Annotated in this window: 29 protein-coding genes and 3 tRNA genes; 15 read left to right on the top strand and 17 right to left on the bottom strand. The window is 72.8% G+C overall.

The window, feature by feature from the left end:
* The first annotated feature begins 134 nt into the window (after nucleotides 1-134).
* Genes Q6347_RS05900 through Q6347_RS05885 form a run of 4 tightly spaced genes read left to right on the top strand, consistent with a single transcriptional unit; the run spans nucleotide 135 to nucleotide 3,511 of the window.
* Nucleotides 135-587 (top strand): hypothetical protein, encoded by a 453-nt coding sequence (locus Q6347_RS05900; RefSeq protein WP_304606916.1) that lies wholly within the window; start codon nucleotides 135-137, stop codon nucleotides 585-587.
* The gene (locus Q6347_RS05895; RefSeq protein WP_304604394.1) at nucleotides 584-1,327 is read left to right on the top strand and encodes a DUF4389 domain-containing protein; all 744 of its coding nucleotides are present in this window, start codon (nucleotides 584-586) and stop codon (nucleotides 1,325-1,327) included. The genes Q6347_RS05900 and Q6347_RS05895 overlap by 4 nt, the downstream gene beginning before the upstream one ends.
* Before the next feature lie 43 nt (nucleotides 1,328-1,370).
* Nucleotides 1,371-1,925, top strand: a complete 555-nt coding sequence (locus Q6347_RS05890) for a hypothetical protein (RefSeq protein WP_304606915.1) — start codon at nucleotides 1,371-1,373, stop codon at nucleotides 1,923-1,925.
* Nucleotides 1,922-3,511 carry an FAD-dependent monooxygenase gene (locus Q6347_RS05885; RefSeq protein ID WP_304606914.1) on the top strand — a complete coding sequence of 530 codons (1,590 nt, stop codon included), beginning with the start codon at nucleotides 1,922-1,924 and terminating at the stop codon, nucleotides 3,509-3,511. The genes Q6347_RS05890 and Q6347_RS05885 overlap by 4 nt, the downstream gene beginning before the upstream one ends.
* On the opposite strand, the gene Q6347_RS05880 is transcribed toward Q6347_RS05885, so the two are convergent.
* The 5 genes from Q6347_RS05880 to rnhA all read right to left on the bottom strand — a co-directional run bounded on the left by Q6347_RS05880 (nucleotide 3,486) and on the right by rnhA (nucleotide 8,482).
* Nucleotides 3,486-4,658, bottom strand: a complete 1,173-nt coding sequence (locus Q6347_RS05880; RefSeq protein ID WP_304606913.1) for a MarP family serine protease — start codon at nucleotides 4,656-4,658, stop codon at nucleotides 3,486-3,488. The genes Q6347_RS05885 and Q6347_RS05880 overlap by 26 nt on opposite strands.
* Before the next feature lie 160 nt (nucleotides 4,659-4,818).
* On the bottom strand, nucleotides 4,819-5,766 hold the full coding sequence (locus Q6347_RS05875) for a nucleotidyl transferase AbiEii/AbiGii toxin family protein (protein ID WP_304606912.1): 948 nt from the start codon (nucleotides 5,764-5,766) through the stop codon (nucleotides 4,819-4,821).
* Nucleotides 5,763-6,335 (bottom strand): type IV toxin-antitoxin system AbiEi family antitoxin domain-containing protein, encoded by a 573-nt coding sequence (locus Q6347_RS05870; RefSeq protein ID WP_304604400.1) that lies wholly within the window; start codon nucleotides 6,333-6,335, stop codon nucleotides 5,763-5,765. Before Q6347_RS05870 ends, Q6347_RS05875 begins: the two co-directional genes overlap by 4 nt.
* A 242-nt stretch (nucleotides 6,336-6,577) precedes the next feature.
* A complete protein-coding gene (gene lpdA / locus Q6347_RS05865; protein WP_171247241.1) occupies nucleotides 6,578-7,981 on the bottom strand; it encodes a dihydrolipoyl dehydrogenase in 1,404 nt (467 codons plus the stop codon).
* Between the two features lie 57 nt (nucleotides 7,982-8,038).
* Complete coding sequence (rnhA, locus tag Q6347_RS05860) at nucleotides 8,039-8,482, bottom strand: ribonuclease HI (protein ID WP_304606911.1); 444 nt, start codon at nucleotides 8,480-8,482, stop codon at nucleotides 8,039-8,041.
* A gap of 160 nt (nucleotides 8,483-8,642) precedes the next feature.
* Between rnhA and Q6347_RS05855 the strand changes: the two genes are divergently transcribed.
* Genes Q6347_RS05855 through Q6347_RS05845 form a run of 3 tightly spaced genes read left to right on the top strand, consistent with a single transcriptional unit; the run spans nucleotide 8,643 to nucleotide 10,917 of the window.
* Complete coding sequence (locus Q6347_RS05855) at nucleotides 8,643-9,506, top strand: LLM class flavin-dependent oxidoreductase (RefSeq protein WP_304606910.1); 864 nt, start codon at nucleotides 8,643-8,645, stop codon at nucleotides 9,504-9,506.
* A 56-nt stretch (nucleotides 9,507-9,562) separates the two neighbouring features.
* Nucleotides 9,563-10,513 carry a hypothetical protein gene (locus Q6347_RS05850; protein WP_304606909.1) on the top strand — a complete coding sequence of 317 codons (951 nt, stop codon included), beginning with the start codon at nucleotides 9,563-9,565 and terminating at the stop codon, nucleotides 10,511-10,513.
* Complete coding sequence (locus tag Q6347_RS05845) at nucleotides 10,510-10,917, top strand: GntR family transcriptional regulator (RefSeq protein WP_304604404.1); 408 nt, start codon at nucleotides 10,510-10,512, stop codon at nucleotides 10,915-10,917. Before Q6347_RS05850 ends, Q6347_RS05845 begins: the two co-directional genes overlap by 4 nt.
* Here Q6347_RS05845 and leuD read toward each other — a convergent pair.
* Nucleotides 10,910-11,548 (bottom strand): 3-isopropylmalate dehydratase small subunit, encoded by a 639-nt coding sequence (gene leuD, locus Q6347_RS05840; RefSeq protein WP_171247246.1) that lies wholly within the window; start codon nucleotides 11,546-11,548, stop codon nucleotides 10,910-10,912. The two genes, Q6347_RS05845 and leuD, sit on opposite strands and share 8 nt — an antisense overlap.
* Nucleotides 11,549-11,583: 35 nt before the next feature.
* The gene (gene leuC / locus Q6347_RS05835; protein ID WP_171247247.1) at nucleotides 11,584-13,059 is read right to left on the bottom strand and encodes a 3-isopropylmalate dehydratase large subunit; all 1,476 of its coding nucleotides are present in this window, start codon (nucleotides 13,057-13,059) and stop codon (nucleotides 11,584-11,586) included.
* A 130-nt stretch (nucleotides 13,060-13,189) separates the two neighbouring features.
* Between leuC and Q6347_RS05830 the strand changes: the two genes are divergently transcribed.
* From Q6347_RS05830 to Q6347_RS05820, 3 genes are all read left to right on the top strand, one after another.
* Nucleotides 13,190-13,909 (top strand): IclR family transcriptional regulator, encoded by a 720-nt coding sequence (locus Q6347_RS05830; RefSeq protein ID WP_171247248.1) that lies wholly within the window; start codon nucleotides 13,190-13,192, stop codon nucleotides 13,907-13,909.
* A 100-nt stretch (nucleotides 13,910-14,009) separates the two neighbouring features.
* On the top strand, nucleotides 14,010-14,177 hold the full coding sequence (locus Q6347_RS05825; RefSeq protein ID WP_171247249.1) for a hypothetical protein: 168 nt from the start codon (nucleotides 14,010-14,012) through the stop codon (nucleotides 14,175-14,177).
* Complete coding sequence (locus Q6347_RS05820; RefSeq protein ID WP_304604405.1) at nucleotides 14,174-14,968, top strand: PH domain-containing protein; 795 nt, start codon at nucleotides 14,174-14,176, stop codon at nucleotides 14,966-14,968. Before Q6347_RS05825 ends, Q6347_RS05820 begins: the two co-directional genes overlap by 4 nt.
* Nucleotides 14,969-15,048: 80 nt before the next feature.
* On the opposite strand, the gene Q6347_RS05815 is transcribed toward Q6347_RS05820, so the two are convergent.
* The 7 genes from Q6347_RS05815 to Q6347_RS05785 form a co-directional block, all read right to left on the bottom strand.
* Nucleotides 15,049-15,121: transfer RNA gene (locus Q6347_RS05815), tRNA-Glu, on the bottom strand.
* Between the two features lie 55 nt (nucleotides 15,122-15,176).
* Nucleotides 15,177-15,249 (bottom strand) — tRNA-Glu (locus tag Q6347_RS05810).
* Nucleotides 15,250-15,347: 98 nt separating this feature from the next.
* Nucleotides 15,348-15,419 (bottom strand) — tRNA-Gln (locus Q6347_RS05805).
* Nucleotides 15,420-15,603: 184 nt separating this feature from the next.
* On the bottom strand, nucleotides 15,604-16,359 hold the full coding sequence (locus Q6347_RS05800; protein ID WP_304606908.1) for an HAD family hydrolase: 756 nt from the start codon (nucleotides 16,357-16,359) through the stop codon (nucleotides 15,604-15,606).
* Entirely contained in the window at nucleotides 16,356-17,807 is a 1,452-nt protein-coding gene (gene gltX / locus Q6347_RS05795; protein WP_304606907.1) for a glutamate--tRNA ligase, read from the bottom strand. The genes Q6347_RS05800 and gltX overlap by 4 nt, the downstream gene beginning before the upstream one ends.
* A 46-nt stretch (nucleotides 17,808-17,853) precedes the next feature.
* Nucleotides 17,854-18,495 carry a bifunctional 2-polyprenyl-6-hydroxyphenol methylase/3-demethylubiquinol 3-O-methyltransferase UbiG gene (locus Q6347_RS05790; RefSeq protein WP_304604408.1) on the bottom strand — a complete coding sequence of 214 codons (642 nt, stop codon included), beginning with the start codon at nucleotides 18,493-18,495 and terminating at the stop codon, nucleotides 17,854-17,856.
* An 18-nt stretch (nucleotides 18,496-18,513) separates the two neighbouring features.
* Nucleotides 18,514-19,299: a fumarylacetoacetate hydrolase family protein gene (locus tag Q6347_RS05785; RefSeq protein ID WP_304604409.1), complete on the bottom strand. Its 786-nt coding sequence runs from the start codon at nucleotides 19,297-19,299 to the stop codon at nucleotides 18,514-18,516.
* 98 nt (nucleotides 19,300-19,397) lie between these two features.
* Between Q6347_RS05785 and Q6347_RS05780 the strand changes: the two genes are divergently transcribed.
* Complete coding sequence (locus tag Q6347_RS05780; protein WP_304606906.1) at nucleotides 19,398-19,940, top strand: DUF4190 domain-containing protein; 543 nt, start codon at nucleotides 19,398-19,400, stop codon at nucleotides 19,938-19,940.
* Nucleotides 19,941-20,032: 92 nt separating this feature from the next.
* On the opposite strand, the gene Q6347_RS05775 is transcribed toward Q6347_RS05780, so the two are convergent.
* Nucleotides 20,033-20,851, bottom strand: coding sequence for a class I SAM-dependent methyltransferase (locus Q6347_RS05775; RefSeq protein WP_304604475.1), 819 nt, complete (start codon nucleotides 20,849-20,851; stop codon nucleotides 20,033-20,035).
* A 226-nt stretch (nucleotides 20,852-21,077) separates the two neighbouring features.
* Here Q6347_RS05775 and Q6347_RS05770 point away from each other — a divergent pair, with 226 nt between their 5' ends.
* Both Q6347_RS05770 and Q6347_RS05765 read left to right on the top strand, forming a co-directional pair.
* A complete protein-coding gene (locus Q6347_RS05770; protein ID WP_304604411.1) occupies nucleotides 21,078-22,220 on the top strand; it encodes a heparan-alpha-glucosaminide N-acetyltransferase domain-containing protein in 1,143 nt (380 codons plus the stop codon).
* Between the two features lie 89 nt (nucleotides 22,221-22,309).
* A complete protein-coding gene (locus tag Q6347_RS05765) occupies nucleotides 22,310-22,573 on the top strand; it encodes a 2TM domain-containing protein (RefSeq protein WP_304604476.1) in 264 nt (87 codons plus the stop codon).
* A 6-nt stretch (nucleotides 22,574-22,579) separates the two neighbouring features.
* Here Q6347_RS05765 and Q6347_RS05760 read toward each other — a convergent pair whose 3' ends face one another.
* Both Q6347_RS05760 and Q6347_RS05755 read right to left on the bottom strand, forming a co-directional pair.
* Complete coding sequence (locus tag Q6347_RS05760; RefSeq protein ID WP_304604412.1) at nucleotides 22,580-23,416, bottom strand: PhzF family phenazine biosynthesis protein; 837 nt, start codon at nucleotides 23,414-23,416, stop codon at nucleotides 22,580-22,582.
* Nucleotides 23,417-23,457: 41 nt separating this feature from the next.
* Entirely contained in the window at nucleotides 23,458-23,622 is a 165-nt protein-coding gene (locus tag Q6347_RS05755; RefSeq protein ID WP_171247259.1) for a hypothetical protein, read from the bottom strand.
* A gap of 117 nt (nucleotides 23,623-23,739) precedes the next feature.
* Here Q6347_RS05755 and Q6347_RS05750 point away from each other — a divergent pair, with 117 nt between their 5' ends.
* Together Q6347_RS05750 and Q6347_RS05745 are read left to right on the top strand one after the other, a co-directional pair.
* Entirely contained in the window at nucleotides 23,740-24,609 is an 870-nt protein-coding gene (locus Q6347_RS05750; RefSeq protein ID WP_304604477.1) for a 3-methyladenine DNA glycosylase, read from the top strand.
* 116 nt (nucleotides 24,610-24,725) lie between these two features.
* Nucleotides 24,726-25,601, top strand: coding sequence for a M12 family metallo-peptidase (locus Q6347_RS05745; RefSeq protein WP_304604413.1), 876 nt, complete (start codon nucleotides 24,726-24,728; stop codon nucleotides 25,599-25,601).
* Nucleotides 25,602-25,652: the final 51 nt, after the last annotated feature.

Genomic DNA, 25,652 nt, shown 5'->3' with positions numbered 1-25,652 from the left:
CAACGGGAGCGGCCCGGGCCGAAGGTCCCGCCACCGCGGGACCGACGGCCCGGGCGAGCGCCGCACACGGGGAGCATGATCGAACCAGGACGGGCGCCGACCCCGGGGCCCGCACGGACGGGGATGGGCGTGTGATGAACGCTCCACGGACCACGGACACCACCCGTCGTCGGCCCCCCGGCGCCGCGCGACGGGTCGGCTACTCCTTCGCGGTGCTCGCCAACGGCCTGCTGCTCGTGCTCATCCACGGCTGGCCCGGCTGGGAGGCGGTGCCGTTCCTGACCCCGGCGACCCTCGAAGTCCTCCCCCTGGTCGACGCCTCGATCGTCGTCGGCATCGCCGCCAACGTCGTCTACCTCGTGGTGGACCCGCTCTGGCTGCGAGCGCTCGGCGACCTCGTCGTCACGGCGGTCGGGCTCGTCGCCACCGTGGCCGTGTGGCGGGTCTTCCCGTTCGACTTCGCGGGCTGGTCGTTCGACTGGACGATCGTCGTCCGGATCCTGCTGGTCGTGGCCATGGTGGGCAGCGTCATCGGGATCGTCACCGGGATCGCTCGCCTCGTGACCGTGCCAGGGAGACACCGATGACCGACACGAATCCGCCCCGACCCACCGGGCCGGCCCCGTACCCGTTGCGGATGGACGCCGAGCCGCCCGCCCAGCTCTCCCGCGGGCTGTGGCTGGTCAAGTGGTTGCTGATCTTCCCCCACGTCGTGATCCTCATCGGGCTCTGGATCGCCTTCGCGGTGCTGACCGTCATCGCGTTCTTCGCGATCCTGTTCACGGGGCGCTACCCGCAGGGGATCTTCACCTTCAACGTCGGTGTCCTGCGCTGGTCCTGGCGGGTGTCGTACTACTCCTACGGTGCCCTCGGTACGGACCGGTACCCGCCGTTCACCCTCGCCGACGTGCCCGACTACCCCACCCACCTCGACGTCACGCCCCCGCAGCATCTCTCCCGCGGTCTCGTGCTGGTGAAGTGGTGGCTGCTCGCCATCCCCCACTACATCGTCGTCGGCATCCTGCTGGGCACCAGCTCGCGCACGACGGAGATCGCCTCCGACGGGACCGTCGTGGTCACCGACTGGCCGCCCGGCGTCGGGCTCGTCGGCGTGCTCGTGTTCTTCGCCGCGGTCGTGCTGCTGTTCCGGGGCGACTACCCGCGCGGGATCTACGAGCTCGTGCTGGGCCTGCAGCGCTGGGCGTTGCGGGTCGCCGCGTACGCGGCACTCATGACGGACGAGTACCCGCCGTTCCGGCTCGACATGGGCGCGCGGGAGACCGTTCGCGGACCGGCCGACCCGGGACCGCCACCACCGTCCGTCTGACACGGGCCGGCTCCTCGCCGACGCGCGAGGCAGGGAGGCAGACATGGCGAGCCCGCGCCCCGCACCCCAGCGGGTCGCCTGGCCGGCGGTCGCACGGTGCGTCGCCGTCAGCGTCCCGCTGCTGGTTCGCGGACAGGTGCGACTCCCCCGCCACAACCTCGGCAGGACGTTCCGCTTCGCCGACGGGACGACGGCGACGACCTACCGCGAGACGGTTGTTGCCCGGGGACCTCGCGACCCCTGCTTCCTGGCGGTCTCGTTCCGGCTGCGCGGTGTCCGGGGGCCACGTGGGCACGCCGCGTTCCGCGCCGAGAGCCTGCTGAACACCCCGCTGTTCGTCGGGTTCCCGGGTTTCGTGTCCAAGCTGTGGCTCGCGGCCGACGAACGGCACGTCTACCGCGGCCTGTACGAGTGGGACGGCAGCGAACGTGCCGAGCACTACGCCCGGTCGCTGTGGCGCGTGCTCGCGCTCGTGAGCGAGCCGACCTCCATCGACTACCGGATCGAGTCCGGTCTGGGACGTGACGAGGCGATCCGGCGGTCCGCCGAGACGGCACTGCCGGGGAGCGGCGGCTGGTGGCAGGTGGTCGAGGGATGAGCACCGACGTCGACGTCCTGGTGGTGGGCGCCGGTCCCACCGGGCTCACGACGGCTCTGCAGGCGCACGACCACGGGGCGTCGGTCCGTGTCATGGAGCGCCGCCCGGAGGCGTTCCGCCCGTCACGGGCGATGATCCTGCACCCGCGCACGCTCGAGTCCCTGCGTCCGCTCGGAGTGGTGGACGAGCTGCTGGACCGCGCCGACCGTGCTCCGCGGGCCTCGGTCCACCTCGGGAGGCGCGTGGTCGACGTCCGGCTGACCGACGTCACCTGGCCGGGCACGCCCTACCCGCACCTGACGCTGGTGCGGCAGGCGGACGTCGAGGCCGTGCTCGGGGCCGCGCTCCAGGAGCGCGGCGTCACGGTCGAGCGGGACGCCGAGCTCGTGACGGCGTCCACCACGGACGACGCCGCCCGCGCCGAGGTGCGCGTCGGGGGGTCCGTGCAGCAGGTGACCAGCCGGTTCGTCGCGGGGTGCGACGGGCCGGCGAGCACCGTCCGTCGGATCGCGGGGGTCGGCTGGCGCGGTGGTCCGTACCGCGAGGAGGTCGTCCTGGCCGACGTCGAGCTCGACGCCGCCCTGGCACCGGGTCTGCTGCACGTCGTGGTCGGCCGCCCCGGCCTGGTCTTCCTCTTCGCCCTGGGCGAGGGGGCCACCTGGCGTGTCCTCGCCACCCGAGCGACGACCGGGCACGGAGCCCCCTTCGGGCAGCCCGGGGAGCCGGTCCCCGCGTCCGAGGTGCACCGGCTGCTGGAGGCCGCCGGCCTGCCCGCCGCCGTCACCGACCTGCGGTGGTCGGCGCGCGTCCGGCTCCAGCACCGGATGGCCGGCGCCTTCCGTCGCGGTCGGCTCTTCCTCGCCGGCGACGCGGCGCACGCGCACTCACCGGCTGCGGCGCAGGGGATGAACACGGGGATCCTCGACGGCGTGAACCTGGGGTGGAAGCTCGCTTTCGCGGCGTCCGGGTGCGGGGACCCCGAGGCACTGCTGGACTCCTACGGGCTCGAGCGACGTCCGGTCGACCGCCGGGTGCTGGCCCTGACCCACCTGGTCTTCTACGGGGAGGCCTCGACGACACCGCTGCCGACGCTGCTGCGGGGCACCCTGCTGCCGTGGGCCGCACCGTTGGTCCCGACCGTCACCGCACAGCCGCGGGTCATGGCGTTGCTCGTCCGGCTGCTGTCCCAGGACTGGACGAACTACCGCAGCAGCCCCGTGTCCGCCGACGGGACGTCCGCCCGACGGAGCCCTCGCCCGGGACGGCACCTCCCCGACCGCGCCGTCGTCCACGAGGGACGGCGCCGACGGCTGCACGAGCTGACCGCGCACCCCGGGATCCACCTGCTCCTCGACCGGGACGCCCCGGCGCCCGACGCGCGCGGCCTCGGCCCGTGGGTCAGCACGCACCGCCTCCAGAGCAGTCCCGGGCACGGCCTGGTGGCCGTTCGTCCGGACGGGTTCGTGGGGTTCGGCACCGCGGAGCGCGACCCGGAGGGCCTGGCCCGATGGTTGGAGCGGGTCTGCACCCCGGAACGCGTGGTGCGCGCGGAGGGCCCGCTCAGCCGGAGCAGCTCCCCGGTGTGACGGCGTCCTGCAGGTCGGGGGCCTGCGCGACCACCGGCATCAGCTCGTTCGTGGTCACGCCGTAGCCGAGCCCGTCGTCGGACTGCGACCTGCCGAAGATCACGCCGACGACCTCACCCTCCGGGGACAGCACCGGGCCGCCGGAGTTGCCGGCGCGGATCTCGGCGGCGAGCGCGTAGACGTCGCGCTCGACCCGGCCGCTGCCGTCGCTCGCGGGGACACGCACGCCCCCGGCGTCGAGCACCTCCGCACCGACCGAGGTGAACGGGCCGCCGTAGGGGTACCCCTGCACGACGGCCGCGTCGCCGACCTCGAGCGTCGGGGCGACGGCGAGCGGCGCGGCGTCCAGGCCGTCGACGGCGACGACGGCGAGGTCGGCGTCGGGGTCGTAGTAGACGACGCGCCCCTCCTCGGCCGGCCGGCCCGGCAGCTCGACGAGCGGCCGCTCGACGCCCGCCACGACGTGCGCGTTGGTCACGACGCGGTCGGACGCGACGACGAACCCCGAGCCGGTCACCCCCGTCCCGCAGGCGTAGGCCGTGCCCCAGACCCGCGCCACCGACTGGGCGGAGGTGTCCAGGGCCGGGTCCGCGAGGTCGACGTCGGGCGCGACGCGCGTCCGACGCGGATCGAGCAGCCCGTCCAGGGTCGGCAGCCCGTCGTCGACCACCGCGGCACGCGCCTGGGCCAGCGATCGGGTCACGGGGGCCGGCGTGTAGTCCTCGATGGTGCGCAGGACCGACGACGACGAGACGGCCGGCGCGAGCACGGGCGACCCGGTCGCTTTGACCGTCGTGCCGAGGAAGGACAGCGCCACGGCGGCCACCAGCAGGCTCGCCACGCCACCGAGCAGACGCTCGAGCGGACCGAGCGGGGTGCGGTCGACCTGCCGCCGCAGTCCGTGCCCGATCCCGGAACCGACCGAGGCACCGATCAGCGGGATCACGACGGCGAGGAAGAGCGTCGCCGGGCCGCGCCACTGAGCGGTGGGCAACGCGTCGACCACGAGGGGCACGGCCAGGAAGGTGACGACTCCGCCGACGACGAGACCCACCAGACCGCCGAGCGTGGCCAGCAGCCCCCGGGACAGCCCGGCGACGACGGCCACCACGAGGAGCACGACGAGCACGGCGTCGAGGGGTGTCACCGGGATCCTCCGGGGTGCTGGGCGACGAGGAACGCCGAGGATACGTGGTCGGGCTGTGTTCTTCCTGAGAACGGGGCCGCCCTCCGGTGGTCGCTGGCCACCAGGCATATCGCCGCAGAGGCACCTAGGCCCACGTCGATTTCGGCCTGGACGCACTCACCTACTGCGCGCTGTCGATCTGGACGATCCACTCGTTGACCGCCGCGACCGCACCGTCGAGCGGCATCGACAGGCCGGCGTCTCGGGCTGCCGTCGCGTAGTCGCGCGCCGCCCAGTGTTCATGAGCAGTGACGTTCGGCGGCCATGAGCGCTCGGGGCGACCCAGTGCACGCGCATCCTCAGCGCGCGCGTCGAACACCGCTATGGCGGCCGGACGAATGTCGCTCAGGCTCGGCTCGCCGTCCTCGTCGATCATGGACCGCAGGAGGACGAGGTCGACGACGTCGCGGGGCCGGTCGTTGACCCACATCGGGGGCTCGTGCGGATCCGAGGCCGCGTGGAGCTTCTGCGCGATCTGGTAGCGCATCGCGATCGTGACGAGTGCGTCCGGCGTCGGCAGCCCGAACGGCTCGAGGCGCGGAGCCGGGATCGTCTCAGGCATCGCGCCCGCGCCACCCTCGTCTGGCGCGAGCTCGACCTGGACCTTGCGCCACACCTGTCCCTTCAGACTCACGAACACCTGGAAGCGGCGGGGCTGGACGACACGGGTCGGGGTCTGGATCGTCTCGACCTCGGACCGGGTGAGCGTGAGCGGTCCCCACTGCTCTTCGAACGCGGCATCGAGCGCGACGATGAAGTCGTCGATGTCTCCACGGACGAGGCCGTCGAGGTCGCTCGTGGCACGCGCGGTCTTGCCCAGTCGATGCTGGAGGTAGGTACCGCCCTTGAGCAGGAAGCGGGGTGCGCCTTCGGAGTCGACCGCGCGTTGGAGCGCGGCGATCACGACCGTGGACGCGACGAGCCAGCCCATCCGCCCACCAGCGGCGGGCACGTCGAGCGCCTTCTCGGCATGGGTGACCCACTGTGCGAGGATCGACGCGCTGGCCGGCGGCTTGGCCTTGGGCTTGAGGTCGGCGAGCGTCTTGGCGGGCGGCTCGGCCTCGGTCATGCGCGATCCTCCAGGAGCTGGGTCAGACGGGCCACGTCGGCGCGCCGGACTGCGCCGGTCCGCTCCCCGCGCTCGATCGCCTGACGCAGGAGATACGTGGGCGTGCCGTAGGCGATGCACTGCTCGATCGCGGTCGTCGCCGTGACGACGCGCATGAGGTTCCACCAGCCGAGCTGGTCCGGCATCAACCTTTCGACGTGGACCACGAAGGCGTCGTTGTCGGACCGTCGAATCCGACGAGCCGTAGGGATGGTGACGTGGTAGCGGGCGGGGTTCACGTCGCTGATCTCGTGCAGCGCGAGGGCCGTCTCATGGCTCAGTGCCGCCTCCGGGTCACCCGTGCGCAGGAGCGCGACCTGGTACCGCTCGTTCTCGACGCCTGGCAGGTAGGGCACGCGGTAGATGCCGCGAGCCACGGGGAGCAGCCCTCCACGAGCGACGAGATGGTCGAGGGCACCCGGGGTCACGCCCAGGTCGTCGACAGCCTGCCTGCGGGACACCAGGCCGTTCTGCCCCTCCGCAAGATCACGCAGGGCATCGCGAGCGAGAACCTCACCAGGACCAGGCATGTCAAAAAACTACCACTAGTGGGGGTGTTTTGACATGTCTTGCTTGCCAGAGCTCCTACCCACGCGTCGCCCGACCTCTTGCCCAACCGGCTCCTGACCTCGGCGCAGGGAAGCACCCCCGCCCTCGGCCGACCCTGGTCGCCCACCACGGTCGAGGCGCAGAAGAGGCCCTGAACTGCGGCGATACCGCAGTTCAGGGCCTCCGAGCAGGACGGTCGAACCTGTCCGTGCTGTCGCAGGGATCAGAGGTTGAGCATGTGCCCCGCGAGACCGTGCACGGCCTCCTGGACGGACTCCGACAGCGTCGGGTGGGTGTGCACGTTGCGCGCCACCTCGTCGGCCGTGAGGTCCCACTTCTGGGCCAGGGTGAGCTCGGGCAGCAGCTCCGAGACGTCCGGGCCGATCAGGTGGGCGCCGAGCAGCTCGTTGTACTTCGAGTCGGCGACGAGCTTGACGAAGCCGGCGGTCTCGCCCAGGCCGTGTGCCTTGCCGTTGGCCATGGTCGGGAACTTGGCGACCTTGACGTCGTAGCCCTCGTCCTTGGCCTGCGCCTCGGTGAGGCCGAAGGAGGCGACCTGCGGCGAGCAGAACGTCGCACGCGGCATCATCCGGTAGTCGCCGAGCGTCATGGTCTCGGCACCGGCGATGGTCTCGGAGGCGACGACACCCATGGCCTCGGCCACGTGGGCGAGCATGAGCTTCGCGGTGACGTCACCGATGGCGAAGATGTGCGGCACGTTCGTGCGCATGTGCTCGTCGATCTCGATGGCGCCCTGCTTGGTGAGCTGCACACCGGTGTTCTCCAGACCGAAGCCCTCGACGGCCGGGGCGAACCCGACGGCCATGAGCACCTTGTCGACCTCGAGCGAGCCGGGCTTGTCGTCCTTGACGCCCTTGTACTCGACCTTGACCGAGGAGCCGTTGTCCTCGACGGACTGCACGGCGGTGGAGGTGAGGATCTTGATGCCGAGCTTCTTGTACTGCTTCGCGATCTCCTTGGAGACCTCGGCGTCCTCGTTGGGCAGCGCCCGGTCGAGGAACTCGACGATGGTGACGTCCACGCCGTAGTTCTTCATGACGTAGGCGAACTCCATGCCGATGGCGCCGGCGCCGACGATGGCGACCGACTTCGGCAGCTCGCGCGTCATGATCTGCTTCTCGTAGGTGACGACGTTCTCGGAGAGCTCGACGCCGGGAAGCAGCTTGACCTGGGAACCGGTCGCGATGATCACGTTGTCGCCGGTCACGGTCTCGGTGCCGCCGTCGTTGAGCGCCACCTCGATCGTGTTCGCGTCACGGAAGGTGCCGCGGCCGTCGTACTCGGTGATCTTGTTCTTCTTCATGAGGAAGTGGACGCCCTTGACCCGGCCGTCCGCCACCTCGCGGGACCGGTCGTAGGCCTTGCCGAAGTCGAAGCTCACGTCCCCCGACATGCCGAAGTAGTCGGCCTGCTCGTGGAAGATGTGCGACAGCTCGGCGTTGCGCAGGAGAGCCTTGGAGGGGATGCAGCCCACGTTGAGGCAGACACCACCCCAGTACTTCTCCTCGATGATCGCAACGGACTTGCCGAGCTGGGCCGCACGGATCGCGGCGACGTAGCCGCCGGGGCCAGCTCCGAGGAGAACGACGTCGTAGTGAGAAGCCATGGGCCACAGCCTATGGGGTGCGCGCCGGTGCGTGCGTCGTGAGGTCCGTCGCAGGTTTCAGCGCACCGAGTCGACCCCGTCGTTGGCGAGCTGGTCGGCCCGCTCGTTGCCCGGGTCGCCCGCATGGCCCCTGACCCAGACCCAGTGCACGTCGTGCTCGGCGACCTCGGCGTCGAGGGCCTTCCAGAGGTCGGCGTTCTTCACCGGCTTCTTCGCCGCGGTCTGCCACCCGTTGCGCTTCCAGCCGGCGATCCAGGACTTCATGCCGTTCATCACGTACTGGGAGTCGACGTGCAGTGTGACGTCGCTCGGGCCCTTCAGCGCGCGCAGCGCCTCGACGACGGCCGTGAGCTCCATGCGGTTGTTCGTCGTGGCCTTCTCGCCGCCGAAGAGCTCCTTGCGGTGCTCGCCGGAGCGCAGCAGGGCGCCCCATCCCCCGATGCCGGGGTTGCCCTTGCAGGCACCGTCGGTCCAGATCTCCACGGTCGGCTTGTCGCTCACGGGGGTCACCCTACGTCCCGGCACCCCTGCCCCCGCCGCCGACGCCGACGCCGACGCCGACGCCGACGCCGACGAGCGTGCGCACTCGCTCCCTCATCGGGCCGGACGAGGGAGCGAGTGAGCACGCTCGTTGTCGGAGGGGGTGTCTAGCGTCACGGAGATGAGGTTCGGGTTCATCAGCAGCTTCGGCACACCCGCCCAGCACGTGGAGATCGCCCGCGCGTGCGAGGAGCACGGCTGGGACGGCTTCTTCACCTGGGACGGCGTCAGCCTGGGCGAGTTCGGCGAGGGCGCGGTGGCGACGTGGGACCCCTTCGGGATCCTCGCGGCCGCGGCGACGGTCACCGAACGCGTCACGCTGGGGGCGATGGTCTTCGCGCTACCCCGGCACCGGCCGTGGGAGCTGGCGCAGCGGGCGCTCACCGTCGACCACCTCTCGGGCGGCCGCCTCGTGCTGCCGGTGGGCGTCGGCGTCACCGACGACCGCGCCTTCAGCTCGGTGCCGGGGCAGCCGCTCACGCTGAAGGACCGTGCGGCGGCCCTGGACGAGACCCTGGCCTGGCTCGAGCGGTCGTGGTCGGGCGAGCCCTTCACCGCCGACGGCGAGCACGTGCGCACCGGTGTGTTCCAGTTCCCGCAGCGGCCCGTCGCGGGCCGCGTCCCCGTGTGGCCGGTGGGGGTCTGGGACGCCACCCGGCCGCCGGCCCGGAACCTGCGTCGCGCGCTGCGCTGGGACGGCGTCGTCCCCCAGCTGCGCGGCACGGCCGAGGTCCCGGGGCCCGACGACGTCGCGGGTCTCGTCGCCTGGATCGAGGCCGAGCGCTCCGCGCGGGACGGAGCCGGACGTCCGTTCGACGTCGTGGTGCAGGGTCGCCTGCCTGACGACGACGCCGCGGCCGCCGAGCTCGTCGCGGCGATGCGGGAGGCGGGCGCGACGTGGTGGGTCGAGTCGCGCTGGGACCCGGCGCAGGACACCCCCGAGTCGCTCCTGGCCCGCGTCCGCCAGGGACCACCGGCCACCTGACGGCACCGATGGACGACGCGCCGCCGATTCAATGGTTCAATGTGTTGACTCATTGGATGAACAGGGAGGTTCCCGTGGCGGTCGTCGTCCTGGCGCTGGGGGTGGCCGCGGCCGCCGTGCCCGCGCTGCTCGTGAGCGCCGTGCTGTGGTTCCGGCGCCGGCCCACCGACGTCGGCGAGCCCACCCTCGCGGCCCGGCGCCACGAGGTGCTGGTGTCCACCGCGGCGCTGCTCGCCGCCGCGGTGTGCGCGGGCGCGCTCCTCGCACAGCCGGTGACCTGGCAGCCGGGCACGCCGGCCCCGGGGCTGCTGCAGGCGCTCACCCCCTGTGCCGTCGCGGCCACGTTCGCCGCCGTGCGCGGTGTCGGTGAGCTGACCTGGCCCCGGCCGCGCGGCGAGGTCCGCAGCGCCCCGCTGCGACGCCGCACCGCACGCACGCTCGGCGGAGCACGCCTGCGCCTGATGGTCATGACCGCGGGATGCCTCGCCGCGACGCTGGTCGGGTTCGGCCTCACGGCCGACCCGACGGGCCGCGCGTTCCCGACCGGACCGGTCGCCCTCGCCGACGGCGGGACCCTGAGCGGCGCCACCGGCCCCTACCCCGGATGGCCCTACGGCGGTCCCCTGCTCGTCGCCGTCCTGATCACCCTCGGGGTGACCGGCCTCGCACTCGCCACGATCGTCCGACGGCCGCCGCTGCACGGGGTCCCGGGGCACCACGACGACGCCGTGCGTGCCACGAGCACCGCGCGCCTGCTGGGTGCGGTCCAGCTCTGCCTCGGCGTCACGCTCGGGGGCGTGCTCGCCGTCGGCGGCATGGCACTGCGGAACGCGGGAAGCTCCCTGCTGCTGAACGGGGCGTCGCCGCACGGACTGGTCGCCGTCGGCACCGCCCTGGCCCTGGCCGGTGGCGCGATCCTGCTCGCCTCGGTCGTCGCGGGTCTCGTGACCGTGGCCCCGCGGCAGGCGCCCGACCCCGCGACCCCGGCGGACGCGGCCGTCGCATGAGCGACGTCGTCGTCGACCTCGGCTCTCCCGTCCCGGCCTACGAGCAGATCCGGGCCCAGGTCGCCGCTGCCGTCGCGGTGGGCACGCTCCGGCCCGGGGACCGGCTGCCGGCATCCCGCGCCCTGGCCCACGACCTCGGTATCGCGGTGGGCACCGTGCAGCGGGCCTACCGCGAGCTGGAGGGCGACGGCGTGGTGGTCTCGCGACGGCGCACCGGCACCGTCGTCACGCCGGGGAGGACGACGACGGGCGGCGGGACCGTGGTCCCGCCGCCCGTGATCGTCGAGCGGACCCGCGCGCTCGTCGTCGAGGCGCGGGCCGCCGGCCTCACCGACGAGGCCGTGCTCGACGTGGTCCGGGGCGTCCTGGCCGCACCGCGCGGCCAGGACTCCGACGTCAGCTGACCGGACGCGCCGGCTCGATCTCTACCTTCGGCAGGTGCTTGGCCGGCAGGGTCGTGGGGCGCCAGGACGACCGTGACTGCTCGTACGCGGAGATGTCGTCCTCGTGCTGGAGGGTGAGACCGATGTCGTCCAGACCCTCCATGAGCCGCCAGCGGGTGTAGTCGTCGATCTGGAACGGCACGGTGACGTCGTCGGCGTGCACGGTCCGCTGCTCGAGGTCGACGGTGACCTCGGTACCCGGCTTCGTCTCGAGGATCTTCCAGAGCAGCTCGATGTCGTCCGGGGCCACGACGCCGGCCACGAGGCCCTGCTTGCCCGAGTTGCCGCGAAAGATGTCCGCGAACCGGGAGGCCAGCACGACGCGGAAGCCGTAGTCCTTCAGCGCCCAGACGGCGTGCTCGCGCGAGGAGCCGGTGCCGAAGTCCGGGCCGGCGACCAGCACCGAGCCGTTGCGGTAGGCGTCCTGGTTGAGCACGAACGACTCGTCCCCGCGCCAGGCGGCGAACAGGGCGTCCTCGAAGCCGGTGCGCGTGACCCGCTTGAGGTAGACGGCGGGGATGATCTGGTCGGTGTCGACGTTGCTGCGGCGCAGCGGCACCCCGACGCCGGTGTGGGTGAGGATCTTCTCCATGAGGGGTTCTCCTGTCGGAAGGACGCGGGGCGGGCTCAGACGAAGGACGGCGCGGTCAGCGGCGCCAGCGGGGACCCGTCGAACGTGGTCAGGTCGATGTCCTCGCCCAGGTCGAGGTCGGCCACGGAGGACAGCGTGCCGCGCACGGCCGTGGCGGCCGCGACGAGCGGCGAGACCAGGTGCGTGCGGCCGCCCTTGCCCTGGCGGCCCTCGAAGTTCCGGTTCGACGTCGACGCCGCCCGCTCCCCCGGCTGCAGCTGGTCGGGGTTCATACCGAGGCACATCGAGCACCCGGCGTTGCGCCACTCGGCCCCGAAGTCCTTGAAGACGACGTCCAGACCCTCGGCCTCGGCCTGCAGCCGGACGCGGGCGGACGCGGGCACGACGAGCACCCGCACGCCGTCGGCCTTGGTGCGGCCCTGCAGGACCTTCGCCACGGACCGCAGGTCCTCGATGCGGCCGTTGGTGCACGAGCCGATGAACACGGTGTCCACGGCGATGTCGCGCAGCGGCGTGCCGGCCTCGAGCCCCATGTACTCCAGGGAGCGCTCGGCGGCCACGCGCTCGCCCTCGTCGGCGATCTCGGCGGGCACGGGCACGGAGGCGGACAGGGGCAGTCCCTGGCCGGGGTTCGTCCCCCAGGTGACGAACGGCTCGAGGTCGGCGGCCTCGAGCACCACCTCGGTGTCGAACTCGGCGTCGTCGTCGCTGCGCAGCGTCCGCCAGTACTCGACGGCGGCGTCCCAGTCCTCGCCCTCGGGGGCGTGGGGGCGGCCCTTCAGGTACTCGAACGTGGTCTCGTCGGGGGCGATCATGCCCGCCCGGGCGCCGGCCTCGATGGACATGTTGCAGATGGTCATCCGCGCCTCCATCGACAGCCGGCGGATCGCCTCGCCGCGGTACTCGAGCACGTAGCCCTGGCCGCCGCCGGTGCCGATCTTGGCGATGATCGCCAGGATGATGTCCTTCGACGTCGTGCCGGGGGGCAGGTCGCCGTTGACGGTGATCGCCATCGTCTTGAACGGGGCCAGCGGCAGCGTCTGGGTGGCCAGCACGTGCTCGACCTCGGAGGTGCCGATGCCGAAGGCGAGCGCCCCGAAAGCGCCGTGCGTCGACGTGTGTGAGTCGCCGCACACCACGGTCAGCCCCGGCATGGTGAGACCGAGCTGCGGGCCGACCTGGTGGACGATGCCCTGGTCGGCGTCGCCGAGCGAGTGCAGGCGCACGCCGAACTCCGCGGCGTTGTTCCGCAGGGTGTCGATCTGGGTCCGGCTCGTGGGGTCGGCGATCGGCAGGTCGATGTCGAGCGTGGGGGTGTTGTGGTCCTCGGTGGCGATGGTCAGGTCGGGGCGGCGGACGGGCCGTCCCGCGAGACGCAGCCCCTCGAAGGCCTGGGGGCTCGTGACCTCGTGCACCAGGTGCAGGTCGATGTAGAGCAGGTCCGGTGCTCCGTCCGTGCCCTGGCGCACGAGGTGCGCCTCCCAGACCTTCTCTGCCAACGTGCCGGCCATCGCGACCTCCTCGTCCGCCGCCTCGTGAGCGGCTGTCGTCCATTCCATCGTGCGGGCTCTGACGTGACGGCGGGAGCCCTCACCCGCTGAGAACTTGCAATCTCAGTACGCGAGACGTCAGTATCGACCTATGGACGATACTAGCGGAGTCGGCGTACTGGACAAGGCCGCGTCCGTACTCGGAGCACTGGAGGCCGGTCCGGCCACCCTCGCGCAGCTGGTCGCCTCGACCGGACTGGCGCGACCTACCGCGCACCGCCTGGCGGTCGCGCTCGAGCACCATCGGTTCGTCGCACGGGACATGCAGGGACGGTTCGTGCTCGGGCCCCGGCTCAACGAGCTCGCCACCGCGGCGGGCGAGGACCGGCTGCTCGCCGCGGCGAACCCGGTGCTGACCGCGCTGCGCGACCACACCGGCGAGAGCGCGCAGCTCTACCGCCGCCAGGGCGACCACCGCGTGTGCGTCGCGGCCGCCGAACGGCCCGTCGGCCTGCGCGACTCCATCCCGGTCGGCGCCACGCTGACCATGCAGGCCGGCTCGGCCGCCCAGGTCCTGCTGGCCTGGGAGGAGCCGGACCGCCTGCACCGCGGGCTGCGCGAGGCGGTGTTCACCGCGACGATCCTGTCCGGCGTGCGCCGGCGCGGCTGGGCGCAGTCCGTGTCCGAGCGGGAGCTCGGCGTCGCGTCGGTCTCGGCCCCGGTCCGCGGACCGTCGGGGCGGATCGTCGCCGCGGTCTCGGTCTCCGGACCGGTGGAACGCCTCACGCGCCAGCCCGGCCGGCTGCACTCGGCCTCGGTGATGGCCGCGGCGAACCGCCTGACCGAGGTGCTGCAGCGCGCCGGGGACTGACGGCGCGCCGACCCGATTGTCACGAACATCACGTCCCGGTCAGTAGGCTCACCAGCAGCGGGACAACACAGTCTCGTGACCCGAGAGGCGTGAGGACCGGATGTCGGGAAAGGCCAAGACCGTGCTGATGTGGATCGTCGTGATCTTCCTGATCTACGCGATCGTGACGAGCCCTGAGCGCTCCGCCGACATCGTCCAGGCCCTGTGGGACGTCATCGTGGGGGCGTTCGCCAGCTTCGGGGAGTTCGTCTCGAACCTGATGTCATGAGCAGCTTCGCCGACCCCGAGCTCGCGGTCCGGCGCCACCGGCACCTGCGGCGCTACGTGCTGGCCGGCGAGAAGGTCACGGTGGCCACCCGCCTGCACTGGTCCAAGCTCGTCGAGCCGGTCGTGACGACGATCGCCGTGACGATGCTCGTGGCGTGGCTGCACTCCGCGACCGAGGTGGGCTGGGTCTGGATCCTCTGGGCCCCGGTCGTGGCGCGCCTGGTGCTGCGGTGGGCCGAATGGCACTACGAGTGGTTCGTCGCCACCGACAAGCGGCTGCTCCTCAGCTACGGCTTCATCATCCACAAGGTGGCGATGATGCCCATGACCAAGGTCACGGACATGGGGTACACACGGACGCTGATGGGTCAGCTGCTGGGTTACGGCCGCTTCGTCATGGAGTCGGCCGGCCAGGACCAGGTGCTGCGGCAGATCGACCGCGTCCCCGACGCGGACCAGACCTACCGCACCCTCTGCGACACGATCTTCTCGCCGAGACCACCGTCCGCGCAGGGCGACCCGGCACCCCGACCGCCCGCGATCGTCCCGTCCGAGCGGGCCGCCCGGCGGCCGGGCACGGCGGAGATCCCGGTGGTCGCCGCCGGAGAGCCCGCACCGGCGACGGGGTCCCCCACCACGCTCGAGGACCACCCGACGTCGACGGAGGAGCCGGCCACGGTGGGCCCGTCGGACGTGCTGCGTTCGTGGCGACGCGCCCGGCGGCGGCGCTCCGGCCGCGACGACGCGGAGGACTCCACCGGCGGCACCACCGTCCCCGACCCGTTCCTGTGACGCGGCGGGGTCGGTCCCGGCGGCGAGCACCCCACGCACGACGAAGGCCCGGTCCTGTCGGACCGGGCCTTCGCGATGTGTACCCCCAGCGGGATTTGAACCCGCGTTACCGCCGTGAGAGGGCGGCGTCCTAGGCCGCTAGACGATGGGGGCCGGACGTGACCCCGCGAACGGAGTCTGCGCACCGTCCGTGACGGACGATGATGCGTACCCCCAGCGGGATTTGAACCCGCGTTACCGCCGTGAGAGGGCGGCGTCCTAGGCCGCTAGACGATGGGGGCCTATGGTTGGTCGATCCGAGGAGCGACTCGCCGGTGAGAACTCTAGCGCACCGTGAGACCGGATCAGGGCCTCGTGAGGTGTGACGTAGAGCGCTGCGCTGGGGTACCAGGACTCGAACCTAGACTAAGTGGACCAGAACCACTCGTGCTGCCAATTACACCATACCCCATGGTGTCCGGACCAAGCGGGACATATCCGACCTTTGTCGGCGTTCCCTGCGTGGCCCAACGACCGGAAACATTACCGGACGAGAGCCCCGGATCCAAACCGGCCGACGGGTGCCCTTCGTCACGCCCGCCGCGCCCGCTCGACGCCGCCGGACCGACCGGCCCGCGGTCGGCGCGGCGCGCCCGTCAGGCGTCGCCGACGAGGTCCGGGAGCGCCGCCGCCAGCCCCGGCACGACGACGATGCCCCGTGCCCGCATGGCCGCGACGTCGGCGTCGTGCTCGTCCGCGCGCCGGGCGCCCGGCCGGTCCAGCCAGACGCCCAGCAGGCCCGCCTCGTGCGCGGCGGTCGCGTCGACACGCGGCTCGTCCCCCACGTAGGCGGTGCGACCCGGCAGGGTCCCCAGGCGCCGCGCCCCCTCGACGAAGACGTCCGGGTGCGGCTTGCCGTAGCCGAGGGTGTCGACGCCGACGAGGATCGGCAGGTCGAGGCCGACGGCGGCGAGCTTCTGCTCCTGCAGCGCCACGCCGGCGTTGGTGACGACCCCCAGGGCGACGCCCGCCGCCCGGAGCCGGTCGAGGAACCCGGCGGCGTCGTCGAAGGCCCGCCACGACCGTTCGAACGTCCCCCAGAACAGCTCGTCCCAGGCGTCGAACGCCTCCTCGCCCACCGGGGCCCCGCCGAACGTCCGGTGCAGCAGGTCGGCACGCAGGCGGCGCTGCGTGCGGTGGTCGGTCTCGCCCCGCGTGTAGCGGCGGTAGTGGCCGGCCGGGTCGGAGCGCCAGTGGTCCAGCACCGCGCCGTGGTCGACGTCCTCGGGCAGGTGCGCCTCCGCCACGGCCCGCAGCGCCGCGGCGAACGCTCCCCGCGTGTCCACCAGGGTGTCGTCGATGTCGAGCAGGACACCGTCGACGCGGCGTGGCGGGACGCCGAACGTCGTCATCGCACCGGGTCCTGCGGGGGGTTCTCGGCGAGCGCGGCCAGGGCGGCGTCGATCCGGCCGAGGGTCCGCTCGCGACCGAGCACCTCCAGGGACTCGAAGAGCGGCAGACCGATCGTGCGGCCGGTGACGGCCACACGGACCGGCGCCTGCGCCTTGCCGAGCTTCATCCCGTGCCACTCCCCCGCCGTGGCGACGGTGTTCTTCAGCGGCTCGGCCTCCCACGGGTCGAGCGTCGCCAGCGCGGCCCGCACGTCCGTGAGCAGCTCGACGGCGCCGGGCTTCATGGCCTTGTTCCAGGACTTCTCGTCGAACACGGGCTCGTCGAGGAACAGGAAGTCGACGTTGTCGGTGATGTCGCCGAGCAGCGCGACCCGCGACTGGGCCAGCGGCGCGACGGCGGCGAAGGCGGCAGGGTCGAACTGCTCCTCGGCCCACGGGGCGTGCGGGGCCCGCAGCCACGGTCCGACGGCGGCGATGAACTCGTCGACGCTCAGCGCGCGGATGTACTCACCGTTGAACGCGGCGAGCTTCTTGAGGTCGAAGAACGCCGCGGCGCTGTTGACGTCCTCGATGCGGAACCGCTCGATCATCTCCTCGAACGGCAGGATCTCCTCGTCGTTGCCCGGCGCCCAGCCCAGCAGCATGAGGTAGTTCACCATCGCGGCGGGCAGGTAGCCCTCGGCGAGGTAGTCCTCGAGCGCGACCTTGTCGCGGCGCTTGGAGAGCTTCTGGCGCTTCTCGTTGACGATGACCGGCAGGTGCGCCCACACGGGCGGCTCCGCGCCCAGCGCGATCCACAGCAGCTGCTGCTTGGGCGTGTTCGACAGGTGCTCCTCGCCCCGGATGACGTGCGTGATGCCCTCGTCGAGGTCGTCGACCACGTTGGCCAGCAGGAAGACCGGCGACCCGTCGCCGCGCGCGACGACGAAGTCCTCCATCGCGCCGTTCGGGAAGACGGGGTTGCCACGGATGAGGTCCACGACGCGCGTCTCGCCCTCGTCCGGGGTGCGGAAGCGCAGCGCCCGGCCCGGGGCCTCGGTCAGCCCGCGGTCGCGGCAGTGCCCGTCGTAGCCCGACTGCTGGCTGCCGGTCCGCGCGGTGACGTCGTCGCGGGTGCAGTCGCAGTAGTAGGCGCTGCCGGCCGCGAGCAGGGTCTGGAGCGCTTCGCGGTGCTTGTCGAGGTTCGCCGACTGGAAGTACGGCCCCTCGAACGTCGGGTCGTCGGCGTGCATGCCGAGGGCCGCGTGCGCCGCGAGGATGCCGTCGACCCACTCGGGCTTGTTGCGCGAGGTGTCGGTGTCCTCGATCCGCAGCACGAACCGGCCGCCGGTCTGCTTGGCGACGGCCCAGTTGAAGAGCGCGGAGCGCGCACCGCCGACGTGGAACATGCCGGTCGGGGAGGGTGCGAAGCGGACACGGACGGAGGAGGTACCAGCTGCGGGGATCACGGGCACAGCCTAGTTGTCCGACGCCGACGGGTCGCCCGGGGTCCGCTCAGCGCGCGAAGACCAGGTGGTGGTCGAAGGCGAAGCGCTCGTCGCGCACCAGGCGCAGCCCGGCGTCGGTGGCCGCACGCGCCACGTCGTCCGGCCGGTGGACCCGGAAGCGCCAGTCGCTGCCCCGCAGGCGCGGGTAGACGTTGAGCACGCCACCCGCCGCGCGCATCCACCAGGTGTCCCGCGGGAACGCCAGCACGAGGTAGCGCCGTGTCCGGTCCGCGGCCGCGGTGACGAGCGCTCGGGCGTCGGGGTAGCAGCACACCACGCTGTGCAGGGCGACGACGTCGGCCGGGCCGGCCAGGTCCGGGTGCGTCACCAGGTCGCCCGTGCGGCGGCTCGCCCGGCCCGTCAGGCCCGCGTCGGCCAGCAGGCGGGCGGCCACGGCGTCGTAGCCGGTGGAGATGTCCACGCAGACGGCCCGGTCCACGCCGGCTCCGAGCATCTCGGCGGAGAAGTCACCGATGCCGCCGCCCACCTCGAGCAGCGTCGAGCCGCCGATCACGCCGTCGCGGTAGAGCTCCAGCGTGCGCCGCGGCAGCGTGGTCAGCCCGGACCGGGCGTACCGCGCGGCGGCGCGACGTGCCTCGCGGTCGTCGAAGACCTTCTCGTAGCCCTGCGGCTCGCAGCACGCCGCCATCGCACGCCCTCTTTCCGCTCAGTCCTCGCGACGCACCACGGGGTTGGCCAGCACGCCGATCTCGTCGACCTCGCACTCGACGCGGTCACCGGCCTCGATCCGCCCCACCCCGGCCGGGGTCCCGGTGAGCAGCACGTCACCGGGCAGCAGGGTCATGGCCTTGGAGGCGTAGGAGATGAGGTAGTCGACGTCGAAGATCATCTCCGCGGTGCGACCGTCCTGCTTGGTCTCGCCGTTGACGCGCGAGACCACGCCGACGTCCTCGGGGTCGAGGTCGGTCTCGATCCACGGCCCGAGGGGGCAGGCCGTGTCGAAACCCTTGGCCCGCGCCCACTGGTCGTCGGTGCGCTGGGCGTCCCGGGCGGTGACGTCGTTGGCGACGGTGTAGCCGAGCACGTAGGCGCGCGCGTTCTCCGGCTCGACGTCCTTGCACGGCTTGGCGATGACGACGGCGAGCTCGGCCTCGTAGGAGACCTCCGTCGTCCACTCCGGCAGCACGACGGGGTCGTCCGGGCCCACGACGGACGTGTTGGGCTTGAGGAAGAGCAGCGGCGCCGTCGGCGGCTCCCCGCCCATCTCCCGGACGTGGTCCATGTAGTTGCGGCCGACGCCCACGATCTTCGAGCGCGGGATCACGGGCGAGAGCAGCCGCACCCCGTCGCCGAGCTCGATCCGCTCGCCCGTCGGCATCGCCGGCATGGACAGCGGGTCGCCGCTGAGGACGGCGAGGTAGGTCCTGTCGCCCTCGGTCTGGACGAAGCCGAAGCGGGGGTCGTCACCGGTGGTGAATCTCGCGATACGCACGGGTCCAGGCTAACCGGCCGTACGCCCCCGTGGGCGGAGGCGCAGGCGCCCCGAAGCCGATAACCTGCATCGACACACTCAGCGACCGAAGGGGCATCATGAGCACGCCGCACGACGACTCGAACGCACCGCACCGCGACGAACCGCCCCGCCCCGACCGCCACGACACCGAGCACCACGACGCCGACCGCCGCGACGCCGGGCGCTACGACGCCGGGCACCAGCAGCCGTACGCGGCCCAGGGCGCACCGGCCGCCCCCTACGCCGGCGGCACGCCCACGCAGGGGCCGGCCCCGAGCCGTGGGCTGGCGATCGCCGCGCTGGTCCTCGGCATCCTCGCGGTGCTCGGCTCGTGGATCCCGGTGCTCAACATCGGTGCCATCGTCCTCGCCATCATCGGCATCGTCCTGGGCATCATGGCGCTCGTGCAGGCGAAGCGGGGGACGGCGGCCGGCCGAGGCATGGCGCTGTTCGGCACGGTGCTGTCGGTCGTCGCGATCATCCTGGCGATCGTCGTCAACGTGTTCCTCGTGTCGACCCTCGAGGAGCAGGCCCCGGCGATCCAGCAGGAGCTGGAGCGCCAGCTCGAGGAGCAGGGCTACTCCGACGAGGAGATCGAGGAGCTGCTGGGCAACGGCTGACGCCGGTCCGCACGCCCGCACGGCAACGCCCGGTCCGCCTCCTGGCGGACCGGGCGTTCCCGCGTCCGACGGCGTGGCCGGGCCACGGCTGGTCAGGCCCGGGCGAGCACCTCGCCGTGCAGGACGGCGAACCAGCCGTCCGGCGCCTGGGCCCAGGCCCGCCAGTCGTGGGCGAGCTGCTCGAGGGCGACGTCGTCGGCAAGGTGGGACTCCTGGGCCTGCCGCGCGAAGTTCGACTCCACGCACCGCTCGGCCCAGACCTGGCCCCACCACTCCCGGTCCGTCGGGGTGGCGTAGCACCACGAGGACGCGCTGGGCACGGTGCCCGCGACGTCGAACCCTGCCTGCAGCACCCAGGAGAACAGCCGACGCCCGGCATCGGGCTCGAACCCGTAGGCGCGCGTGACCTCGTGGTACAGCGTGTTCCACTCGGTGAGCCCGGCCGACTCCGGGTACCAGGCCATGGCGAGGTAGTCGGCGTCACGGGCGGCGACGAGACCGCCGGGCTTGGTGACCCGCTTCATCTCGCGCAGCGCGGCGACGGGGTCGGACAGGTGCTGCAGGAGCTGGTGGGCGTAGACGACGTCGAAGGTGTCGTCGTCGAAGGGGAGCTCGTAGGCGTTGGCCTGCTCGAACCGGACGTTCTGCGCCCCGAGGGCGTCGGCGTGCGCCTGGGCCGCCTCGAGCACCGTCGCCGAGGCGTCGACGCCGACGACGCGCCCGCCGGCGAGGACCCTCCCGAGATCGGTCGTCACCGTGCCCGGACCGCACCCGACGTCGAGCAGGTGCATGTCGTCCTTGAGGTGCGGCAGCAGGAACCCGGCGGAGTTCTGCGCCGTCCGGGCGCGGTGAGCGCGCAGCACCGACTCGTGGTGCCCGTGCGTGTAGGACTCCGACTCCTGGCTCGGCACCGTCTGGTGGGTGCTCGGGGCCTCGATCGCGTCGGAGAGGGCCGCGCCCGACGGCTCGTCGGAGGCGTTCCCGTTCGGGCCGTCGGCCGGGCTGCCCAGGCTCGGGGGCTCCGGGAAGTCGGGCTCGGAACCCGTCGGCAGATCACTCATGGCGCCAACCTAGTGAAGACGTCCTGTCAGCACATCCCGTTTCTCACGAGACGGGACGGCTGGCAAGATCGCTGCCATGCCCACGGTCCGCGAGCGCCTCCTCGGCGGTCCCGCACGCGTCGTGGGGCTCGACGTCGCCCGCGGACTGGCCGTGCTGGGCATGTTCACCGCCCACGTCGGCGTGGCCGAGGACTCGACGGCCTGGCTCACCATCGCCGACGGCCGGTCCTCGGTGCTGTTCGCCCTGGTCGCCGGCGTCTCGCTCGCCCTGGTCACGGGTGGCCCGCGGGTCCTGGCCGGTGACGTGCTGGTCCACGCGCGGGCCCGGCTGCTCGTCCGGGCCGTCCTCCTGCTCGCCCTCGTGGCGCTCCTCGACCTGCTCGGCACGCGCGTGCTGCTCATCCTGGGCTTCTACGCGGCGTACTTCGTGCTGGCGCTGCCGTTCCTCACGTGGGGGCCGCGGCGGCTGGCCGTGGCGGCGGTCGTGGTGGCCGTGGCCGGGCCGCCGGTGGCGTACTGGGGCCCGGTCGCCCTGAGCCGCGCGGGCCTGCACCTGCCGGACGACGGGTCCGGGGCCGTCACGGACTTCCTGCTGACCGGCCACTACCCGGCGGTGGTCTGGATGGCCTACGTCTTCGCCGGCATGGCGATCGGGCGGTGCGACCTCTCCTCGACCGCGCTGCGCCGCGGGCTCGTGATCGGCGGCCTGAGCGCCATGGTGGTGGGCACGCTGGCGTCCTCGGCGGTCGTGGACCGGTTCGGGGGCCAGTTCGTGGTGCGCGACCAGGTGGAGGCGGCCTCCACGCCGGGCTGGTCCTGGACCGACCCGTGGCCGACGCCGGTGTACCTGGCGCTGGCCGGCCCGCACGACGACAGCTGGCTGGAGGTGGTGGCCACCGGTGGGTTCGCGGTGGCCGTGGTGGGGCTGTGCCTGTCCGTGGGGCGGATCAGCGGCTGGGTGCTGTCCCCGCTGGCCGCGGTGGGCTCGATGGCGCTGACCGTGTACTCGCTGCAGATCGTGGCGATCTGGCGGTGGGACCTCATCGGGTCCGCGACGAACGGGCCGCTGCTGGTGATGATCCTGGCCTCGCTGGTGACGGCCACGCTGTGGCGGCTGTGGCTGGGCCGCGGCCCGCTGGAGCGGCTGTTCACCGCGGTGGCACGACGCACCGCTCCCCCGCCACCCACGACGCGGGTCAGCACCACCGACCCGCGGTGACCGTTCGGCCCGCGCCCGGGGGCCGAAAGCCTCTACGCGGCGGGTGGCCACCGGCATAGCCTCGGGGCAGGACGGAGGGGGTGAGCGTCATGGCGGACCGTGAGACCACGGACCCGGCACGGCGCCGGGCGAAGGCGGCGACGGGTCTGATGTGGCACGTCGGGGTCTTCGTGATCGTCAACGGCTTCCTGTGGGCCATCGACCTGGCCACGGACCCGGGGGTGGACTGGGCCTTCTGGACCACGCTGCCCTGGGCGGTCGGTCTGGCCTTCCACGCGCTCGCGTACCTCATCGACGGCCGGCAGGTCGAGGACCGCCTGACCCGGAAGTACGAGGAGCGTCGGGGCGGCTGACCCTCGTCAGACGGTGACCTCGCCGCGCACGGTGGTGACCGTGGAGCCACCGACCCGGACGACGTCGCCGTCGCGGCGCACGTGCACGCGCCCCCGCCGACCGAGCACCGTTCCCTGGGAGGCGACGTAGGCCGTCGGCAGGACGGTGCCCGCGAGCCACTCCCCCAGCCCGGCGTTGAGCGAGCCGGTCACGGGGTCCTCGGCCGCACCGATCTCCGCGATGAACGCGCGCACCTCGACGTCCGCGTCGGGCTCCCCCGGACCGTACGGCCCGACGACGCCGACGGCGAGTCCGCCGAGCGCGGCGGGATCGGGGTCGACGGCGAGCACCGCGGCGGCGTCGGCGAGCCGGACGCCCACCCAGCCCGGTCCGTTGTCGACCCACGCGGCGTCGACGACGTCGGTGTCCCGGATGCGCAGCGCCCGGACGATCCGCTCGCGGTCGGCCGGCGAGACCGGTCCCGACCGGCGCAGCGGCGGCCCCACGAACGCCAACCCGTCCGCGGTCCGCGAGACCTCGACCAGCCCGACGCCGCACTCCTGGACGACGACGTCCTCGCGACCCGGCGTCCCGCCCGCCTCGAGCCATGCGTGGGCGGTCCCGAGCGTGGGGTGCCCGGCGAAGGGGAGCTCGCCGCCCGGGGTCCAGATGCGCACCCGGTAGTCGGCATCGGGGTGCGTGGCGGGCAGCAGGAAGGTGGTCTCGGACAGGTTGGTCCAGCGCGCGAAGGCGGCCATGCGCTGCTCGTCCCAGGTCCCGGCGTCGTGCACCACGGCCACGGGGTTGCCGGCCAGGGGTCCGTCGCCGAAGACGTCGACCTGACGGAACGGGAAGCTCGTCATGGCGGCAAGGTACCGCCGGACGACCCCCGGCGCCGCGCGGATCAGTCCACGTAGCGCAGCAGGGTCGCGATCACGGCCGCGATCCCGACCAGCAGACCGACCGTTGTGCCGTGACGTTCCACCCACGTGTCCAGCGGGACGTGCGGCGTGGGTTCGACCTCGTCCTGGTGCGGGTCGAAGTCCGACTGCGTGCCGACGGTGGCCATCGTCACCACCTCCCGTCTGCTTCCACGATACGACGGCCGCCGTACCCTGGCCGGGTGACACCGCCCTCTCTCCTCGCCGGTCCCGAGGCTCTCCGCGAGCCCGTCGGGGACGTCGTCGTGGACGGCTGGCGCGAGCCCGCGGCGGCGCACGCGCGGCGTGCGGACGCGCTCACCGCCGTCTGGCGCGCCGCCCGCGACCGGGGCGAGAAGCACGCCGTCGAGGACTTCCTGTTCACCTACTACCCCACCCGGGTGAGCCACCTGCGGCGCTGGCACCCGGGTGCCGGCAGGGTGCTGCCCGGGGCCGACGACCACGCCTCCTGGCGCTGGTACCGCACGGTGGACCTGCCCGACGGCGGCACGGGCGCCACGCTGGACACGGCGGCGTTCCTCGCCGGGCGCGGCGACACCGTGCGCTACGTGCGGTCGCTGGTGGGTGCCACGGCCGGTCGGACCGGGACCTTCGGCTGCTTCGGGCTGCACGAGTGGGCGATGGTCTACCGCGACGCCGCGGCCGGACGCGACCATCGCCACCCGCTGCCGCTGCGGCTGGGGGCGTCCGGCACGGACGAGGTCGTGGAGTCGCACCGCGTCGGGTGCTCGCACTACGACGCCTTCCGGTTCTTCACCCCGGAGGCCCGGGACGCCAACGAGCTCCGCCCGACCCGCGAGCGCCAGGTCGCGATGGAGCAGCCGGGCTGCCTGCACGCGAACATGGATCTGTACAAGTGGTGCCAGAAGCTCGGCCCCGCGGTCCCGGGCGAGCTGCTGCTGGACGCCTTCGAGCTGGCCCGCGACATCCGGTACACCGACATGGCGGCCTCCCCCTACGACGTCTCGTCCTACGGCGTCGAACCGGTCGCGATCGAGACGGCGGCCGGCAAGGCCGAGTACGTGCGGCGCCAGCGGGCCTTCGCCGAACGGGCGCAGGCGCTGCGGGCACGGCTGCTGGACGTCTGCGACGCGCTGCTCGCCGCCGAGGGCTGAACCGCTCCGCGACGGCGTCGCACCGGCGCTCTCGTATCACCCGAGCCCCGCGACGCCTCCTTCCAGGAGAGGGCCCGTGGCGCGGACCCCGGTCGAGCTCGAGGAGATGACCCGCCGTGGGACTCGGCAGCACGTTCGGGAAGATCGCCAAGAAGGCGAAGAGCGCAGCGAAGAAGGTCGGGCGCAGCGCCCAGGGTGCGGCCACCACGCTCGGACGCAGCGCCCGGCGCGCGGGGAAGAAGACCGCGCGCGTCGCGCGACGTGCCGGTCGGAGCGTCCGCAAGGGCGCCGGCTCGGTCGGCTCAAGCGGTCTCCACGTCGTCCAGGAGACGGTGAACCGCGCCGTCGGTCTGCCGGGAGCAGCGCTCGGTGCGTTGGGCGTCCGGCCGATGAAGAAGCTGCGGCTCCGGGTGATCGTCCTCGCGGGCGCTGACGGCGCCCCGGTGACGGGGACGTCGGCCGCGCGCGCCCGCGCACGGGTCCGTGAGGCGGTCGAGGTCGCCGACGAGCTCTTCCGCCGCGAGGCGCGGTTCCGCCTGGTCCCTGCCGGTCGGCGGTTCGTCACCGTCGACGCCGAGCCGGCGCCCGCGCCGGCCCGGCGGGTGCGCTGCAACGGCGGCGCGCTGCAGGACGACCTCACGGACGCGGGCGGGTACTTCCGGGCTCGGGCCGCGAGCAACCTCGTCGGCACGCTCACAGGCGCCGGCTCCCCGCTGACGGCGTTCGTCGTCGAGGACGTCGAGGGCAAGGCCGGGTGCTCCCTCGGCCCGCTGACGGACTACGTCACCGTGGACGACGGCGGGCTGGGCGCGCGGCGCACGCTCGCGCACGAGATCGGCCACGCCCTGGGACTCCCGCACACCGGCGGGGCGGGCAGCGCTCTCTCGGGCAGCAGCACGTCGAACCTCATGACGCCGTCCGGCCACGGGGCGACCCTCAACGACCGTCAGGTGCTGACGTTGCGCAGCTCGCGCCACGTCACCCTGCTGTGAGCGCGCCCCGAGGATCACCAGCTCGGCGTGCACGGTGCGCGACCGCGGCGG

The sequence above is a fragment of the Isoptericola sp. b408 genome (genome assembly GCF_030588085.1).
Lineage (GTDB): Bacteria > Actinomycetota > Actinomycetes > Actinomycetales > Cellulomonadaceae > Isoptericola > Isoptericola sediminis.
Note: the sequence above shows the minus strand (reverse complement) of the source record. Positions and strands in the feature narration are given on the sequence as shown.

Excerpts from the sequence above, each read along its gene's own strand:
- Q6347_RS05875 (WP_304606912.1), bottom strand. The coding sequence starts at position 5,766 with ATGACCGAGGCCGAGCCGCCCGCCAAGACGCTCGCCGACCTCAAGCCC.
- Q6347_RS05890 (WP_304606915.1), top strand. The coding sequence starts at position 1,371 with ATGGCGAGCCCGCGCCCCGCACCCCAGCGGGTCGCCTGGCCGGCGGTC.
- Q6347_RS05855 (WP_304606910.1), top strand. The coding sequence starts at position 8,643 with ATGAGGTTCGGGTTCATCAGCAGCTTCGGCACACCCGCCCAGCACGTG.
- leuD (WP_171247246.1), bottom strand. The coding sequence starts at position 11,548 with ATGGAGAAGATCCTCACCCACACCGGCGTCGGGGTGCCGCTGCGCCGC.
- Q6347_RS05770 (WP_304604411.1), top strand. The coding sequence starts at position 21,078 with ATGCCCACGGTCCGCGAGCGCCTCCTCGGCGGTCCCGCACGCGTCGTG.
- Q6347_RS05870 (WP_304604400.1), bottom strand. The coding sequence starts at position 6,335 with ATGCCTGGTCCTGGTGAGGTTCTCGCTCGCGATGCCCTGCGTGATCTT.
- Q6347_RS05765 (WP_304604476.1), top strand. The coding sequence starts at position 22,310 with ATGGCGGACCGTGAGACCACGGACCCGGCACGGCGCCGGGCGAAGGCG.
- Q6347_RS05820 (WP_304604405.1), top strand. The coding sequence starts at position 14,174 with ATGAGCAGCTTCGCCGACCCCGAGCTCGCGGTCCGGCGCCACCGGCAC.
- Q6347_RS05790 (WP_304604408.1), bottom strand. The coding sequence starts at position 18,495 with ATGGCGGCGTGCTGCGAGCCGCAGGGCTACGAGAAGGTCTTCGACGAC.
- Q6347_RS05900 (WP_304606916.1), top strand. The coding sequence starts at position 135 with ATGAACGCTCCACGGACCACGGACACCACCCGTCGTCGGCCCCCCGGC.
- Q6347_RS05755 (WP_171247259.1), bottom strand. The coding sequence starts at position 23,622 with ATGGCCACCGTCGGCACGCAGTCGGACTTCGACCCGCACCAGGACGAG.
- Q6347_RS05780 (WP_304606906.1), top strand. The coding sequence starts at position 19,398 with ATGAGCACGCCGCACGACGACTCGAACGCACCGCACCGCGACGAACCG.
- Q6347_RS05800 (WP_304606908.1), bottom strand. The coding sequence starts at position 16,359 with ATGACGACGTTCGGCGTCCCGCCACGCCGCGTCGACGGTGTCCTGCTC.
- Q6347_RS05885 (WP_304606914.1), top strand. The coding sequence starts at position 1,922 with ATGAGCACCGACGTCGACGTCCTGGTGGTGGGCGCCGGTCCCACCGGG.
- Q6347_RS05895 (WP_304604394.1), top strand. The coding sequence starts at position 584 with ATGACCGACACGAATCCGCCCCGACCCACCGGGCCGGCCCCGTACCCG.
- Q6347_RS05825 (WP_171247249.1), top strand. The coding sequence starts at position 14,010 with ATGTCGGGAAAGGCCAAGACCGTGCTGATGTGGATCGTCGTGATCTTC.
- leuC (WP_171247247.1), bottom strand. The coding sequence starts at position 13,059 with ATGGCCGGCACGTTGGCAGAGAAGGTCTGGGAGGCGCACCTCGTGCGC.
- Q6347_RS05760 (WP_304604412.1), bottom strand. The coding sequence starts at position 23,416 with ATGACGAGCTTCCCGTTCCGTCAGGTCGACGTCTTCGGCGACGGACCC.
- Q6347_RS05850 (WP_304606909.1), top strand. The coding sequence starts at position 9,563 with ATGAACAGGGAGGTTCCCGTGGCGGTCGTCGTCCTGGCGCTGGGGGTG.
- Q6347_RS05830 (WP_171247248.1), top strand. The coding sequence starts at position 13,190 with ATGGACGATACTAGCGGAGTCGGCGTACTGGACAAGGCCGCGTCCGTA.
- lpdA (WP_171247241.1), bottom strand. The coding sequence starts at position 7,981 with ATGGCTTCTCACTACGACGTCGTTCTCCTCGGAGCTGGCCCCGGCGGC.
- Q6347_RS05845 (WP_304604404.1), top strand. The coding sequence starts at position 10,510 with ATGAGCGACGTCGTCGTCGACCTCGGCTCTCCCGTCCCGGCCTACGAG.